Source organism: Pseudomonas sp. R3-52-08 (genome assembly GCF_003851745.1).
GTDB lineage: Bacteria > Pseudomonadota > Gammaproteobacteria > Pseudomonadales > Pseudomonadaceae > Aquipseudomonas.
The window spans coordinates 97,770-114,126 of sequence record NZ_CP027730.1; the positions used below are offsets into that span (position 1 = coordinate 97,770).

A 16,357-nucleotide genomic window follows, 5' to 3' on the forward strand; every position below is an offset into this window, starting at 1 on the left:
TCATACCTCGTTGAGCGATTGAGCGGCATCCAATGCCGCGCGGCCTCGGGGGCCGTGGAAATATTCGTGAATCCAGGCGTCGTCGGTTTCCGAGACAACATCGATGGCATCGGCCACCAGCACTTTCTTCTGCGCCAGCACCGCCACGCGGTCGGTGATGGTGTACAGCGTGTCGAGGTCGTGGGTCACCAGGAACACACTCAAGCCCAGCGCATCGCGCAGGGTCAGGATCAGTTGGTCGAATTGCGCCGCGCCAATCGGGTCGAGGCCGGCGGTGGGTTCGTCGAGAAACAGGATGTCCGGATCCAGGGCCAGCGCGCGCGCCAGGGCGGCGCGCTTGATCATGCCGCCGGACAGCGACGCCGGGTATTTGTCGGCCGCCGACAACGGCAGCCCGGCCAGGGCCAGCTTGACCGCCGCCAAATGCTCGGCATCCGCACGGCTGAGCCCGGCGTGCTCGATCAACGGCAAGGCAACGTTCTCAGTGACGGTCAGCGAGGAAAACAACGCGCCCTTCTGGAACAGCACGCCGAAGCGCCGTTCCACCAATGAGCGTTCACGCTCGGGCAAGCTCGGCAGGTTCTTGCCGAACACCCGCACTTGCCCCTCGCTGGGCCGGCGCAGGCCGACGATGCTGCGCAGCAACACCGACTTGCCGCTGCCGGAGCCGCCGACCACCGCCAGGATTTCACCCTTGTACAAATCCAGGTCGAGGTCTTCGTGCACGCTCTGGCTGCCAAAGCGATTGCACAGGCCGCGTACCTCAATCACCGCCTCAGTGGGCGCTCGATGTAGACGACTCACCAGCCCATCTCCATGAAAAACATGGCAGCGACCGCGTCCAGCACGATCACCACGAAAATCGATTGCACCACGCTGGAGGTGGTATGCGCGCCGACTGACTCGGCACTGCCGCTGACCTTGAACCCTTCCAGGCAACCAATCGCGGCGATCAGGAACGCGAAAATCGGCGCTTTCACCATGCCCACCAGGAAATGCTGCACGCCGATGTCCGATTGCAGCAGCGACAGAAACATCGCTGGCGAAATATCCAGGGCCACCGCACACACCACGCCGCCGCCGATGATCCCTGAAAGCATCGCCAGGAACGTCAGCATCGGCAGCGCCACCAGCAGCGCCAACACCCGTGGCAGCACCAGCAGCTCCATGGGGTCCAGGCCCAGGGTGCGGATCGCGTCGATCTCTTCGTTGGCCTTCATCGAGCCGATCTGTGCGGTAAAGGCACTGGCCGTGCGGCCGGCGATCAGGATGGCGGTGAGCAATACACCGAATTCGCGTAGGAAAGAGAACGCCACCAGGTCCACGGTGAATACCGTCGCGCCAAAGCTCTTGAGCACGGTGGCGCCGAGGAAGGCCACGACGGCGCCGACCAAGAAGGTCAGCAGCGCGACGATCGGCGCGGCGTCGAGACCGGTCTGTTCGATATGCGCCACCATCGGCGTCAGGCGCCAGCGCTTGGGCCGCAAGATGCCGCGCACGAAGGTTTCGAGGATCAGGCCGATGAAGCCCAACAGCTTCATCCCGTCTTGCCACACGGTGTCCACGGCGCGGCCGATGCGCGCCAGCACTTGGATGCCAGTGCTCTCTTCCGGCTCTTTGAGCGGGACGCAAAAATCATTCAGCGAGCGGTAGACGGTCTTGAGCAGTGCGCGGTCGGCGGCGGACAGGCTGCAATCAGTCTGCTCGGCGGAGTGTTCGATGCGGTCGGGGCCCAGCAGCTCCACCAGCAGCGAAGCACCGGCGGTATCCAGGGCGCCGAGGCCGTTAAGGTCGATGCGCGCGCCAGCGTCGTATCGGCCGTCGAGGGTGGCCGATAGCTTCTTCAGGTTTGCGTAGTGGGCAAGCGTCCAGTCGCCGGTAATCCGCAGCAGCGGCGGTGTGCTGGACGTATCGAGTTGGGCCGCGCCGGCTGTCGTGCGAGTGGTCATAAGCTCCGAGCTTGTTTGGCTATCCACAATTCCTACGTAATAGCATGATCGGGCCTACTCTGGGTTGTCCGTTTGTGCTGAGTCGGTGACGTTGAAGCGCAGCACGCCAATGACTTGGCCGTCTTCGGTCAGCACCCGCACCTGCCAGCGGCCTACGGAATCAGGCGGGAAGTTCTGCTTGTGGGTCCAGGCGCGGTAGCCCTCCTTGCGGCCGCCATGGATATCCAGGGCAATACGGTCGACTTCCTTGCCGTTAAGTTTCCACACATGGTAGATCCGCTCATCCAGGCCGCGCGGGGCGTTGATGGCGGTGTAGGCGTACAGCCCGCCGCTGCGCAGTTGGGCGGCGCTGACCTGCTTGAGGTCGTCGCCCGGTGTGCGGTCCTGGAGCTGGGTGCTGATGGCCACTTCGGTCATCCACAGGGTGGCAGGTGGCACCCAGCTTCGCAGCAGCCAGCCGGCGCAGCCGATCGCGGCCGTGACCCCCAGCAGCATCGCCCAGCCCTTGATGCTGCGCAGCGGCAGGCTGACGGCCAGGCTCGGAATCGACAGGGCCATGGCGACGCCCAAGGCCAGCTTGTAACTCTCGGCGGTGGTCAGGTGCAGGATGATCGGCAGTGCGGTCAGCAGTGCGGCGAATAACGTCAGCGTATGCAAGGCGAGGAACAGCGAACGCTTGGGCGCCAGCCACTTGTAGTACAGCGGGTCGATGATCGACACCAGCGCCGCCGCGCCGAGCAGGCCGGTGAACACCGACTGGCCGCTGTTCCAGGCCGTGGTGACGAAAAAGAACGGCAGCACGAAAAACAGACTTTCCTGGTGGATCATCTGGGTGGCATAGCGCAGCAGCGGTTCGGGTATTTCTCGGTTGAACAGCTTGGTGAACAGTTGCGTGAAGCTGTTTTCCAGCATCAGCCACAACCAGCTCACCAGCATGATCACGGCGATCCAGCTGGCCATGCCTTGCTGGCGGTCCACCAGGATGAAGCTGCCCACACCCGATATGAAACCGCCGAGTGCGATCACCCCAGGGTAGCGTTTGATCAGTTCTATAACGCGCTGGATAAGGGGCGGTAAGTTCGGCATGGACGATTCACAATGTGTGTGGGAAAAATCCGAGACAGAATAACGTCTTAGTCCGTTGTTCGGTGCCTCATTACGTGATCCGTTTGCGATAAAACCGTAGCGCCGCCCCAGCCAGGATGATCACTCCCAGCACACCCGCGCTGATCCAGCTCAGGGCGTTATAGCTCAACAGCGGCTTTTCGACGCGCCAGTAGCCCGGCTGCTCCAACACCTGGCGCATGGCCTGATTGGTCTGCGCCAGGGTCACGGCCTTGATGCGTTTGGCCGGGTCGCCGAAGCGGCCATCGGCATATTCGCCGGCCGCGCTCCAATAATAGTCGGCCAACGCGCTGTTGCCCTGCACTGCCCAGGCCTGGCGGGCGATGGCGGCTTGCTGCAGGCGAGCGAACACCGCCGGGTCGAGACCGTCCTTGAGCAGCTGCGCCTTGAGGTCTTGCAATACCTGTTCGGCTTGCTCGAGGTTGTCCCGTTCGAGGTCGGCGTTCAGGCTGAGGAAACCGACGCCGCCGAGCACTTCGCGTTCGGTCCACGGGCCGTAGGACAAGCCGTGCCTGAGCCGCAGCTGGCGGTACAACGCCCAGTCGAGGTAGTCCTTGAGCAGGTCGTAGGTTTCATCATGCTGGTCGTCCAGCACCGGTTCCGGGAACAGCCAGTGCAGCTTGGCGTTGTCGCCGACCCAGCCGTGGATCAGGTCACGCTGGCTGGCAGCGGCATGCTGGATTTGCGGCAGCGGCCGGTGTTCGCTCGGCTCTACCGGGTCGAGTTGGCCATAGGTGCGTTCCAGGTAGGCCGGCAGCAGTTTGTCCAGATCGCCGACGACGATCAGGGTCATATTGTTCGGCGCGTACCAATTTTTGCGCAGCGCCTCCAACTGATCACGCGTGAGGTGGCTGACCTCGGCGCGTTCGGCGCACTTGAGGCCCAGCTCGACGGCTAACTGGTTGCTGGCGTTGTGGCCGAGGTCCTGGCGGTCGAGCAAGCGTTGCAAGTGTGAGTAATGACCGCCGTCCTCGCGCTCGACTACCTGCTTGGCAGCGTTGATATGGGCGTCGGTCAGTTGAGTGCGGGTGATGATTGCCAGCAGCAGGTCCAGCACCTTGCGCTGATTCTGCGCGGGCGCCTCGATGACGAACGTGGTGTCGGCGTTGCTGGTGTAGGCGTTCCATTCGCCGCCCAGGGCTTGCATGCGGTCTTCGAGGTTGCCTTCGCCACCGCCATCGATGCCGCTGAACAACAGGTGTTCGAACAGATGCGGCAGTTCTTTCTGGTCGCAACTGAAATCGTCCAGGCCTACGCCAACCACCAGGCGGATGGCCACATGCCCGCGTTCGGTGCCCGGTTTGAGCAGCAGTTGCAGGCCGTTGGGCAAGGTGTAGCCCTCGACTTGCAGGCGGTCAAAGGCAAAGGTGTGTGCCGAGCCCAGCAGCAGGCAGGCGAGTAACAGGCGACGCATAACAAGCTTCCTGGCGAACGAGGTCCATTGTTAACTGACTTCGCTCGCTGGCGTACGTTCAGGGCGAATGGGTGATGTCGGCAATATCTTCAGCAGAGAGTGCGCCGGTGTCGGACGTTTCCAACACGACATAGGCGCTGCTGCAGAACAACGAGTTCAAGCGCTTCATGTCGGCAATCAGCTCCAGGTGCAGGGAACTGGTTTCCAGGCTCTGCACGATTTTACGCTGCAGGCGGCTGACGTGGGCGTGGGCCAGGCGACGTTCCTGGGCGCGAAAGCGGCGTTTCTCACGCAGTAATTGACGGGCGCTTTCCGGATCGCCGCTGAGGAAGACCGACAGGCCCAGGCGCAGGTTGGCGATCAACTGGCTGTGCAGGCCGCTGAGTTCTTCCAGGCCGACCTCGGAAAATTGCCGACGTTGCGAAGTCTTCTGCTGCTGGACTTTGCGCAGCATGCGCTCGATCAAGTCGCCCGCCAGCTTCAGGTTGATGGACAGCTCAATGATTTCTGCCCAGCGTCGGTTGTCCTGTTCACTCAGGTCTTCACGGGGCATTTGCGCCAGGTAAAGTTTGATCGCGCTGTAAAGCGCCTCGACGTCATCGCTGAGACGGCGCATTTCCTGGGTGATGGCGGTTTGATTGCCGCGCAGCACTTCCTGCATCGAGGTGAGCATGTTGTCGATCAGGTCGCCGAGCCGCAGGGTTTCGCGGGCGGCGTTGGCCAGCGCCAGGCTCGGCGTATTCAGTGAGGCCAGGTCCAGATGGCGCGGCTTGGCTTTGCCATCGGTCTCGGGACGCTCCGGCAGCAGCCATTCGCACAGCCGTGCCATCGGGCCGATGGTGGGCAATAGAATCAGGCAGCGGCTGACGTTATAGAGCAGGTGGAACGTGATGACCATGGCCTGAGTGCTGTAGTCCAGGCCGTCCATCCAGCGTACGAGTGGGTCGAGTACCGGAATGATCAACAGCAGGCCGATCAACTTGTACAACAGGCTGCCCAGGGCGACTTGCCGCCCGGCGGTGTTCTGCATGCTGGTGCTGAGAAAGGCCAGGATGCCGCTGCCGATGTTGGCGCCGATCACCAGGCCGATGGCCACGTGCAAACCGATCACGCCGGCACCGGCCAGGGTTGCCGTCAGCAGCACGGCGGCGAGGCTGGAGTAGGAAATCATCGCGAACAGCGCACCGACCAAGGCATCGAGCAGGATGTCACCGGTCAGCGAAGCGAAGATGACTTTGACACCTTGGGCATGGGTAATCGGCCCGGCGGCTTCGACGATCAGTTGCAAGGCGAGAATGATCAGCCCGAGGCCGATCCCGACCCGGCCGAGTTGCCCGGCCCGCGTCTGTTTGCGCGACAGGAAAAAAATCACCCCGAGAAAGATCAGCAGCGGCGACAACCAGGACAGATCCAGGGTGAGTACCCGCGCCATCAACGCGGTACCGACGTCGGCGCCGAGCATGGTGGCCAAGGCGGGCGTCAGGCTCATCAAGCCTTGGCCGACAAAGGACGTCACCAGCATCGCCGTGGCATTGCTGCTCTGCACCATGGCCGTTACCAGGATACCGGCGACAAACGCCAGCCAGCGCTTGGACATGTTCTGCCCGATGACTTGGCGCAGGTTGGAGCCGTAGACCCGCAGGATGCCGGTACGGACGATGTGCGTGCCCCAGATAAGCAGGGTCACGGCGGAAAGCAGATTGAGCAGGGTCAGCATGCTCGGCCCCCCGTGTGGGTGCGCTCCAACAGGAGCGAAGGAAAGTTGCCGCGTGCCGTTCTACGTCTTGTACTTAAGCTGTAGTTGGCGAATGGGCTCTGCGCCAGCATCGCATAGCTAAACTCCGGATTGAAACAAAACTGTCATATGTAGGAGCGAGCTTGCTCGCGAAGAACGTCAACGATTACGCGTACTGCCTGGTTTAACGCGTTGTCCTTGGGTTCTTCGCGAGCAAGCTCGCTCCTACAGGTTTATTGACCCGGAACGTCCTTGCGCAGTTTCACCGGGTCCTGCTGTTTCTTCTTTTTCGCGATGGCAGTGCGCATCTTGATGTTCACGGCTTCCACTGCCAGCGAGAACGCCATGGCGAAGTAGACGTAGCCTTTTGGCACGTGCACGTCGAAGGATTCAGCGATCAGCACGGTACCCACTACCAGCAGGAACGACAGCGCCAGCATCTTCAGCGACGGGTGCTTGTCGATGAATTCGCTGATGGTGCCAGCGGCCAGCATCATCACCAGTACGGCAACCACGATAGCGGCAATCATTACCGGCACATGGGAAACCATGCCGACGGCGGTGATGACCGAATCCAGGGAGAACACAATGTCGATGATCGCAATCTGGATGATGGTGTAGATGAATTTGCCGCCGGCGCCTTTAGGCTCGTCGTTGGTTTCATCTTCACCTTCCAAGGCGTGGTACATCTCCTGGGAGCTTTTCCACAACAGGAACAGGCCACCGAAGAACAGGATCAGGTCGCGACCGGAAATGCCCTCGCCGAACACTACGAACAGGTCGGCGGTCAGTTGCATGACCCAGGTGATCGACAGCAGCAACAGGATGCGCGTGACCATCGCCAGGGCGAGGCCGAAGATCCGGGTGCGCGCCTGCATGTGCTTGGGCATGCGGCTGACCAGGATCGAAATCATGATGATGTTATCGATGCCCAGGACGATCTCGAGGGCCGTCAGGGTGAAGAAGGCAATCCAGATTTCCGGATTGGTCAGCCATTCCATGTGTATTCCTTTGAGCAAGTGTTAGACCGCGCAAGCTGTAGCGCCGCGCGGTAGGTGAGTCGGTACGATTATAGAGTGCTGAACAGCGGAAAAATCCCCATCAGCAACGCGGCGAACATTATGCACAGGCATACCAGTACTGCCCACTTGAGGGTGAAGCGCTGGTGATCGCCAAACTCGATACCCGCCAGGGCGACCAGCAGGTAGGTCGAGGGTACCAGTGGGCTCAGCAGATGCACCGGTTGCCCGACGATCGAGGCGCGGGCCATTTCCACGGCGGTTATGCCGTAGTGGCTGGCGGCTTCGGCCAGTACCGGCAGCACGCCATAGTAGAACGCATCGTTGGACATGAAGAAGGTAAACGGCATGCTCACCAGCGCCGTGATCACCGCCAGGTACGGGCCCATGGCTTCAGGGATGACCGCCAGCAGGCTCTTGGACATGGCGTCGACCATGCCAGTGCCCGACAGGATGCCGGTGAAGATGCCGGCGGCGAAGATCAACCCGACCACTGCCAATACGCTGCCGGCGTGGGCCGCGACGCGGTCTTTCTGTTGTTGCAGGCACGGGTAGTTGACGATCATCGCGATACTGAACGCCACCATGAACAGCACCGGCAGCGGCAACAGGCCGGCGATCAGCGTGCACATCAGGGCAAGGGTCAGCGCGCCGTTGAACCAGATCAGCTTCGGACGGCGGGCATCGGGGAATTGCGACACGCTGATGTCGCTGTGGTCGATCTCGTCGCCCTGCAGGTGCAGTTCACCCAGGCGGGCGCGCTCGCGCTTGCCGTACATATAGGCAATCACCAGGATCGCCACCACGCCTGCGGCCATGGCGGGGATCATCGGCACGAAGATGTCCGAAGGGTCCACATGCAGCGCACTGGCGGCGCGGGCCGTCGGGCCACCCCAGGGGGTCATGTTCATTACGCCACCGGCAAGAATGATCAGGCCGGCCATGATCCGCGGGCTCATGCCGATGCGCTGGTACAGCGGCAACATGGCGGCGACGCAGATCATGTAAGTGGTGGCGCCGTCACCGTCGAGGGACACCACCAGGGCCAGCACGGCGGTGCCGACCGAGACTTTCAACGGGTCGCCCTTGACCATCTTGAGGATCTTGCGCACGGCCGGGTCGAACAGGCCGGAGTCGATCATCAGGGCAAAGTAGAGGATGGCGAACATCAGCATCACGCCGGTCGGCGCGAGCTTGGTGATGCCTTCGAGCATCATCGGGCCGATCTTCGGCGCGAAGCCGCCGAACAGCGCGAACAGGATAGGCACGATGATCAAGGCGATCAGCGCAGACAGGCGCTTGGTCATGATCAGGAACATGAACGTGATGACCATGGCGAAGCCAAGGAAAGTCAGCATAGGAATACTCCAGGCGTAGCGCGGCTAGGGAATGGCGAACCGGATGGGGTCAGCGCAGAACGAAAGACACGTGGCGTACGGGGGGAGTTGGGGCAAACAGGCGGGTACGGGCGGACATCGGGAATCACCATTGTTGTTGTTAACAGTCGGTCTGTTGCCGACAGTGGGGGTGATCCTAGACGGGTAAGCTTTCAGCCAGCTTTCGCTGAGAAAACAGGAGATATACGGTCGTGAGGCTTATTCAGATAAAAAGTGTGGGAGGGGGCTTGCTCCCGATTGCGGTGGATCAGCCGGCACATGTATCAGCTGACCCAATGCCATCGGGAGCAAGCCCCCTCCCACAATTGGGTTTTGCGTACCGCTGAATCTTCAGGGCAGTTCGAGGCCACCGGCCGCCTTGTGCAACGCCCGCAGATGTTCGCCCATCTGCTTGAGATTGGCTTCGCAAGCGGCAATCTCGGCAGCACGGGCAGGCTCGAGCAGCGCCCTTACCTCTTTATCCAGTTCGCCGGTCAGCGATTGCAATTGCTTCTGGCGCTCGGCACTTTCCGATTCCAGCCGCTTGGCTTCTGAAGGTTGCGGCAGGCCGTAGCCGCCACTGTCGAGCAGTTCGGCCGGACGGCTGAGGAAGCCGCTGTTGGCGAGAATTTGCTGCAGCGTGTTATTGGCTTTCTCCATGCCGCCGTTTTTCAGCTCCCGGGCATTGAGGTAGCGTTGTTTGACTTCGTCCTGGGCGAGCATCAGTTGTTTGCGATAGCTGGCTTGTTCCAGCAACAGCAACGCGGCGCTGGTGCGCAAGTCGGCCTGGCTGAACCATTGGCGGCGCTCTTGCGCATTCAGCGACAGCCACTCCTCGACTTGGGTCTGCTTGATCGGCAGACGCTTGCGCAGTACATCGAACATCGCCTGGTAGCGCTCGCGGAACGAGTCGAAGTGGTAACCCAGGCGCAACGCCTCGCGCTTGTCGTTCAGCACGCTGGTATCGGCCAACCCACGGGCGCTGAGGACTTCCAGCAAACCGTTGGGGGTGATGTTGTCCAGGCCGGTCAATTGCGGGTTGGCGCTGCCGCTGCGCAACAGCTTCAGGCTTTCTACCGCGCAGTTGTTGGAAATAAAGAAGTAGTTGCCGTCGTAGCTCCAGTGCATCTCGGCGGCATGTTCGACCGTGTCGTTGATTTCCTGGCGGTTGAGCTTCAGCGGCACGGATGCCAAGCCGCGCAGCTCGGTCTTGGTGTATTCGTCGATGACTTGGGCCAACGGCAGCACAAACAGGCGCGACGGGTATTTGCCCACCAGGCCGTCCCAGCTCGACAGCTGTACGTCACCGACGAAGGCGCGGTAGGACAACACCAGATGCTGATCCAGGTCCAGCCGGCAATCCGGCCCGCGCGGACGGCCCGGCGCGCAGATCACCAGGCGTAGCATGCTGTGGCCCCAGCGGCTTACCAGATTCTGGTTGGCTTCGGCGAGCAGGTAGTCGATTTCGTACACGCGCTCCGGGTCGATATGGCCCAGCGGGGTCTTGGCGAAGTCATTGCCGGCGTTCAAAAACGCGTAGGTATTGCCACAGGTGTCCTGCCCCGGCGGTGCCCAGCCGAAGTGTTCCTTGTAATAGCGCGCCAGCGCGGGACGGCGGCAGGCGTAGCTGGGGTCGAGGAGGAAGTACTCCATGTTGACCGCGACGAACTCCAGCGGGCTGGTGGTTTCGTAGATGTCCGGGCTGCGCACCACCTGGTTATTGTGCTGTTCACGTTCGCCGCGACGGCCGACGTATTGCGGCCAACCGGCGAGGTCCAGCAAGCGTGGGTCGTCACTGAGCGTGAAGCGCCGGTCGTTCTGGCCACGGCATTGATCGGGCAGGCCAATCAAACCGGTGATGCTGTTCTGGCGGCTGCAGCGCTGGATCAGGGCGCGCTCGTCTTTGGACCACAGGCGCGCACGGTCATAGATGTGGGTAAGTTCATGCAGCACGGTGGCGAGCATTTCCTTGCGCACGGTGCCGTGGGGGCGGTTGGTTTTCTGCGTGGCGGCGCTGCCGTCAGTCAGGCTGGCAAGCAGGTTCTGGTTGAGGTCCAGTTCGGACACCAGGGAGGCCTGGCCATAAGCGTTTTCAGGCATCTTATCGGTCCAGCCGACGTCGATACGGCGGTCCAACTGCTCGATGAAACGCGGCGGCAAGGCGCCCATCGCTTCATCGAGCAGCGCCTGGCTGGCCTGCTGTTCCGCCGGGCTCAAGCCATCGGTCTTGAGCCGCAGCTGCAGGCTGGCCTGGGCTGTACCGGCACACAGCAGCACGGCCCCGGCCAGGAGCCAGGCATTGATTCGCCTCACAGAGCGAGAATAGCTTCGGCGAGCGTCTGGTCACTGGCATCACGGGCTTCTGGCACGCGGGTGCGCAAAGTGTCGAAGGCCGCTTCGAGCTGCGCACCACGGATCTCGCCGTTGGTGGCGACGAAACTGGCGGCATCATCGTGGGCTTCACGCACGATCTTGGAGTCGCGGATGGAGGTGGTGGTGTCCGAGGTGAAATCAATAGTGCGCGCCGAAGCACGGACGATGATGTTACTGGTGGCCTTCAGGGTTTGCGCCTGGGCGACATCGGTCAAAAACAGCAGGCCGAGGGCGGCGATGATCAACGGGCTACGCATGGGGTGACTCCAATACAAAGATGGACATACAAAGATGATTATTGGACGAGAATTGCCTGCGCCAGTTCAAGGTCGCTCGCATGAAGTTTTGGCTGGGTACGGCGCAGGTAATCCAGCGCGGACTCCAAGCGTGCGCCCCGCCATTGGCCGTCAGTGGCAATGAAAGCAGCAGCATCATCCTTGGCAACCCGTACCAACTTGTTGTCGAACGGCGCAGAGGTCACCTTGCTGGTGGCGTACGCGCTGACAACGGTGCTCTGGATGGACACGTCAAAGGCCGAAGCCGGCGGTGCCCAGCAGGCGCAGAACATCACAGGAACAATCAATAGGCGGTATGAAAAAGCCATGGGACTCGACAACTGAAAACGAGCGCCAAGGCTAGCGCAATGACCGGATGAGGGCCAGTGCGACTGGCCCTTCCCCTGGCTTTAGATCGCCAGGATGGCCTGGGCCAATTGAGCGTCGGTGGCGGTGCTCAACTGCGGTGCCTGCTGGCGGATCTGGGCCAGGGCGCTTTCCAGTTTCACACCTCGGATGGCGCCTTCGCTGGCGACAAAACTGGCCGCGTCGTCACGGGCGGCTCGCACCACTTTGTTGTCGCGCAGTGAGGATGTGGCATCAGAGGTGGCGTCGGAGGTGGCTTTCAGTGCGCCAACGATCGAATCGGTGGTGACGATAAAGCTGCTCGCGTTGGCATTGGCAGCAACGGCCAACAGGGCGGCGGTGCACAGCAGGCGAAGACGGGACATGGAGTAACTCCTGTAGATGGCAAATAAAGTGGCACAGAACGGCCACAATGAAACGGACGTTGGCAATTGGGCATCTGACGCCCGCTCTACAAGGTTCGCCACGTAGTGATTGGATATTAGGCCACCGCATGTCCATTCGGAAGTCGTCGTTTAACTGTTATGGTTATATTTTAAAATATAAAAACTGTATTGGTTCGGCAGATCGTCGCTGTATCAATTGCATCGCATCAGAAACAGCAAAGCCCGCCTCCGGTTTCCCGGGGCGGGCTTTGCTTTGACAAATCAGAGTGCTGGCAGTGGACCCGACAGGTCAGGGCCAGCGAGCGCCAATCAGCGCCAGAACGGCTTGCTCAGCTCTTCGTAGCGTTGAGCTTCGCTGATACCGGCATCAGCCAGCAGACGCGAATCCAGGCGAGCCAGTTGGTGGCGGCTGGAGATGCGGCGCTGCCACAACATCAGGTTGGCGAGAACGCGCAGAGGCAGGGAAGCCTGGGTGTTAACAGCTTTTTCTTCGAAGAACAGTTCGGAACTGAGTGTACGTTCCATGATGACATCCTTCCGCTTGTGGCGGGATTAGGTAGTGGTTTAACTGATGCCAATCATCCTCCTCCCGCGCAAGACTCTCTAGATACAGTTCACTTGTATTGTGAGGGGCCAGTTAACTGTTTATAGAGGCTGTACGGTACGAAATGAGGGAAACTGTACCTGCTCGCACTGAAACAGTGCGAAATAGGCATTTCAGAGGAGGAGCGTAGGATATTTCGGTAGGAAATGACCGGTACAGCAGTACAGTTTTTTACGTAACCACCGTTTAAGCGACCGGGTCGATGAAACTGTCTAGGCATCAACCCGGTTGTGTACCCCCTCAAGCCTTGAGCATGTGTCCGGTTTCTTCCAGGTTAATGTGCCAACTCAGTGCATCACGCAGGATGTGCGGGGTATGCCCGCCAAGCGCGCAGGCGGCCTCGAAGTAACTGTTCAGCGCATCGCGATACGCCGGGTGCACACAGTTGTCGATGATCACCCGGGCCCGCTCCCGTGGCGCCAGGCCACGCAAGTCGGCCAGGCCCACTTCGGTCACCAGGATGTCTACGTCATGTTCGGTGTGGTCCACGTGGCTCACCATCGGTACCACGCTGGAAATCGCGCCGCCTTTGGCAATCGACTTGGTCACGAAGATCGCCAGGTGCGCATTGCGCGCAAAGTCGCCGGAGCCGCCAATGCCGTTCATCATTCGCGTGCCGCAAACGTGGGTGGAATTGACGTTGCCGTAGATATCGAACTCCAACGCGGTGTTGATACCAATAATGCCCAGGCGACGCACCACTTCAGGATGGTTGGAAATTTCCTGCGGGCGCAGCACCAATTTGTCCTTGTAGTGCTCAAGATTGCCGAACACGTCGGCATTGCGCCGCTCTGACAGGGTAATCGAGCTGCCGGAGGCGAAGCTCAGCTTGCCGGCGTCGATCAAGTCGAACGTCGAGTCCTGCAGCACTTCCGAATACATGGTCAAGTCTTCGAACGGCGAGTCAATCAGGCCACACATCACCGCGTTAGCGATATTGCCGATACCGGCCTGCAGCGGGCCGAGCTTGTTGGTCATGCGGCCGGCGTCTACTTCCTGTTTCAGAAAGTTGATCAGGTGATTGGCGATGCCTTGGGTATCACTGTCGGGTGGCGTTACGGTGGACGCCGAATCGGCCTGGTTGGTGATCACGATGGCGACGATCTTCTCGGGCGGGATAGGAATCGCCGGGCTGCCAATGCGATCGTCGACTTTAACCAGTGGAATCGGCGTGCGGGTGGGCCGGTAGGAGGGGATGTAAATATCGTGCAGCCCTTCCAGGTTCGGGTTATGCGCCAGGTTGATCTCGACGATCACCTGCTTGGCGAAAATCGCGAAGCTGGCCGAGTTGCCTACCGAGGTGGTGGGCACGATATGCCCAAGCTCGGTGATTGCAACGGCTTCGATTACCGCGATGTCCGGCAACTTGAGCTGGTTATTGCGCAACTGCTCGACGGTTTCCGACAGGTGCTGGTCGATAAACATCACCTCACCCGCGTTGATCGCCTTGCGCAGCGTGCTGTCGACTTGAAAAGGCATGCGTCGTGAGAGTACGCCGGCTTCGGTCAATTGCTTGTCCAGGTCGTTGCCCAGGCTGGCGCCGGTCATCAGGGTGATTTTCAGCGGGGAAGTCTTGGCGCGCTCGGCCAGGGCGTGAGGAACGGCCTTGGCTTCACCGGCGCGGGTGAAGCCGCTCATGCCGACGGTCATGCCGTCCTCGATCAGTGCTGCGGCGTCTGCCGCGCTCATGACCTTGTTCAACAACGAAGGCAAGCGGATACGATCACGGTACATGAATGGTCATCTCAGGCTACGGAAGCAAGGTGGGCAGTGTAGTGATTTCAAAAAGTTTCGGCCCGCTACCATGGTCGAATGCCGAGTAGCGATTTAGAGCCTTTGGTCGGGTTTCATATGAGTGTGCAAAGCGGGACGTGCAATGTCCCCGGCTGCATTCCCACGCAGAGCATGGGAACGAAAAAACCCCAGCCTACGTGAGGCCAGGGTTTGGGGTATTGCGCTGGCGCAGTGTTATTCGACGGCCTTGACCATGTCTTCGATGACCTTCTTGGCATCACCGAAGACCATCATGGTCTTGTCCAGGTAGAACAACTCGTTATCCAGGCCCGCGTAGCCGCTGGCCATCGAGCGCTTGTTGACGATGATGGTCTTGGCCTTGAACGCTTCAAGGATCGGCATGCCGGCGATCGGTGAGTTCGGATCGTTCTTGGCAGCCGGGTTGACCACGTCGTTGGCGCCCAGCACCAGTACCACGTCGGCCTGGCCGAACTCGGAGTTGATGTCCTCCATCTCGAACACTTGGTCGTACGGCACTTCGGCTTCGGCGAGCAGTACGTTCATGTGCCCAGGCATACGGCCCGCCACCGGGTGGATCGCATACTTCACTGTCACGCCGCGGTGAGTCAGCTTCTCGGTCAGTTCCTTGAGTGCGTGTTGCGCCCGGGCCACTGCCAGGCCGTAGCCCGGCACGATGATCACGGTGTCGGCGTTGGTCAGCAGGAACGTGGCATCGTCGGCCGAGCCGGATTTCACCGGTCGTGCTTCTTTAGAGCCTGCCGCAGCGGCGGCGTCTGGCGTGTTGCCGAAACCGCCAAGCAGTACATTAAAGAAGGAACGGTTCATCGCCTTGCACATGATGTACGAGAGGATTGCGCCGCTGGAACCCACCAGGGAGCCGGCGATGATCAGCATCGAATTGTTCAGCGAGAAGCCGATGCCTGCCGCTGCCCAGCCGGAGTAGCTGTTGAGCATCGACACGACGACCGGCATGTCGGCGCCGCCGATCGGGATGATGATCAGCACGCCCAGGACAAAGGCCAGGGCCAGCATCACTGCGAAGGCAGTCAGGTTGCCCGTAAACATGAACGCCAGGCCCAGGCCCAGCGTGAGCAGGCCCAGCACCAGGTTGAGCTTGTGCTGGCCACCGAACTGTACCGGTGCGCCCTGGAACAGGCGGAACTTGTACTTGCCCGACAGCTTGCCGAAGGCGATCACCGAACCGGAGAAGGTGATTGCGCCGATGGCGGCGCCGAGGAACAGCTCCAGGCGGTTGCCCGCAGGAATCGCGTCGCCCAGGTGTTTGACGATGCCCAGCGATTGCGGCTCGACGACAGCTGCAATGGCAATAAACACTGCGGCCAGGCCGATCATGCTGTGCATGAAGGCTACCAGCTCCGGCATCTTGGTCATTTCTACGCGCTTGGCCATGATCGAGCCGGCGGTGCCGCCGATCAGCAGGCCGACGATCACGTAGCCGATACCGGCAGTCGCCAGCTCAGCGCCGAGCTTATAGATGAGGCCGACGGTGGTGAGTACCGCCAGCGCCATGCCGAGCATGCCGAACAGGTTGCCGCGCCGCGAAGTGGTCGGGTGCGAGAGGCCTTTGAGGGCTTGGATGAAACAGATCGACGCAATCAGGTAGAGCGTCGTGACGAGGTTCATGCTCATTACTTTGGCGCCTCTTCTTTTACTTTCGGGGCTTTTTTCTTGAACATCTCAAGCATGCGCCGCGTGACCAGAAAGCCACCAAATACGTTGACCGCTGCCAGCGCCACGGCCAGGGTGCCCATTGTTTTGCCCAGCGGCGTCACCGTGAGGGCGGCGGCGAGCATGGCGCCGACGATCACAATGGCCGAAATGGCGTTGGTCACGGCCATCAACGGCGTGTGCAGCGCGGGTGTCACGTTCCAGACCACGTGGTAACCGACATAAATCGCCAGCACAAAGATGATCAGGTTGTAGATACCGGGGGAGATAAGCTCTTCCATCGTCTGAATC

General features: G+C 60.8%; 15 protein-coding genes. All 15 read right to left on the minus strand.

Annotated features, from left to right (window positions below):
• The 15 genes from C4J91_RS00475 to C4J91_RS00545 all read right to left on the minus strand — a co-directional run bounded on the left by C4J91_RS00475 (position 1) and on the right by C4J91_RS00545 (position 16,347).
• Positions 1–804 carry an ABC transporter ATP-binding protein gene (locus C4J91_RS00475; RefSeq protein WP_124360658.1) on the minus strand — a complete coding sequence of 268 codons (804 nt, stop codon included), beginning with the start codon at positions 802–804 and terminating at the stop codon, positions 1–3.
• On the minus strand, positions 801–1,949 hold the full coding sequence (locus C4J91_RS00480) for an ABC transporter permease (protein ID WP_124360659.1): 1,149 nt from the start codon (positions 1,947–1,949) through the stop codon (positions 801–803). The genes C4J91_RS00475 and C4J91_RS00480 overlap by 4 nt, the downstream gene beginning before the upstream one ends.
• Before the next feature lie 54 nt (positions 1,950–2,003).
• Positions 2,004–3,035 (minus strand): DUF5924 family protein, encoded by a 1,032-nt coding sequence (locus tag C4J91_RS00485; protein ID WP_124360660.1) that lies wholly within the window; start codon positions 3,033–3,035, stop codon positions 2,004–2,006.
• Between the two features lie 70 nt (positions 3,036–3,105).
• A complete protein-coding gene (locus tag C4J91_RS00490; RefSeq protein WP_124360661.1) occupies positions 3,106–4,488 on the minus strand; it encodes a pitrilysin family protein in 1,383 nt (460 codons plus the stop codon).
• 58 nt (positions 4,489–4,546) lie between these two features.
• The gene (locus C4J91_RS00495) at positions 4,547–6,205 is read right to left on the minus strand and encodes a Na/Pi cotransporter family protein (RefSeq protein WP_124360662.1); all 1,659 of its coding nucleotides are present in this window, start codon (positions 6,203–6,205) and stop codon (positions 4,547–4,549) included.
• A gap of 251 nt (positions 6,206–6,456) precedes the next feature.
• On the minus strand, positions 6,457–7,224 hold the full coding sequence (locus C4J91_RS00500; RefSeq protein ID WP_124360663.1) for a TerC family protein: 768 nt from the start codon (positions 7,222–7,224) through the stop codon (positions 6,457–6,459).
• Between the two features lie 68 nt (positions 7,225–7,292).
• On the minus strand, positions 7,293–8,600 hold the full coding sequence (locus C4J91_RS00505; protein WP_049710719.1) for a CitMHS family transporter: 1,308 nt from the start codon (positions 8,598–8,600) through the stop codon (positions 7,293–7,295).
• Between the two features lie 369 nt (positions 8,601–8,969).
• The gene (locus tag C4J91_RS00510) at positions 8,970–10,931 is read right to left on the minus strand and encodes a DUF4105 domain-containing protein (protein ID WP_124360664.1); all 1,962 of its coding nucleotides are present in this window, start codon (positions 10,929–10,931) and stop codon (positions 8,970–8,972) included.
• Positions 10,928–11,248 (minus strand): DUF2388 domain-containing protein, encoded by a 321-nt coding sequence (locus C4J91_RS00515; RefSeq protein ID WP_124360665.1) that lies wholly within the window; start codon positions 11,246–11,248, stop codon positions 10,928–10,930. The genes C4J91_RS00510 and C4J91_RS00515 overlap by 4 nt, the downstream gene beginning before the upstream one ends.
• 38 nt (positions 11,249–11,286) lie before the next feature.
• On the minus strand, positions 11,287–11,595 hold the full coding sequence (locus tag C4J91_RS00520) for a DUF2388 domain-containing protein (RefSeq protein WP_124360666.1): 309 nt from the start codon (positions 11,593–11,595) through the stop codon (positions 11,287–11,289).
• A gap of 81 nt (positions 11,596–11,676) precedes the next feature.
• Positions 11,677–11,997, minus strand: a complete 321-nt coding sequence (locus C4J91_RS00525; protein ID WP_124360667.1) for a DUF2388 domain-containing protein — start codon at positions 11,995–11,997, stop codon at positions 11,677–11,679.
• 330 nt (positions 11,998–12,327) lie between these two features.
• Positions 12,328–12,543 carry a DUF1127 domain-containing protein gene (locus tag C4J91_RS00530; protein WP_003187413.1) on the minus strand — a complete coding sequence of 72 codons (216 nt, stop codon included), beginning with the start codon at positions 12,541–12,543 and terminating at the stop codon, positions 12,328–12,330.
• Positions 12,544–12,862: 319 nt separating this feature from the next.
• Positions 12,863–14,356 (minus strand): acetyl-CoA hydrolase/transferase family protein, encoded by a 1,494-nt coding sequence (locus C4J91_RS00535; protein WP_124360668.1) that lies wholly within the window; start codon positions 14,354–14,356, stop codon positions 12,863–12,865.
• Between the two features lie 234 nt (positions 14,357–14,590).
• The gene (locus C4J91_RS00540; RefSeq protein WP_124360669.1) at positions 14,591–16,027 is read right to left on the minus strand and encodes an NAD(P)(+) transhydrogenase (Re/Si-specific) subunit beta; all 1,437 of its coding nucleotides are present in this window, start codon (positions 16,025–16,027) and stop codon (positions 14,591–14,593) included.
• A complete protein-coding gene (locus tag C4J91_RS00545; protein ID WP_003187417.1) occupies positions 16,027–16,347 on the minus strand; it encodes an NAD(P) transhydrogenase subunit alpha in 321 nt (106 codons plus the stop codon). The genes C4J91_RS00540 and C4J91_RS00545 overlap by 1 nt, the downstream gene beginning before the upstream one ends.
• Positions 16,348–16,357 lie beyond the last annotated feature (10 nt).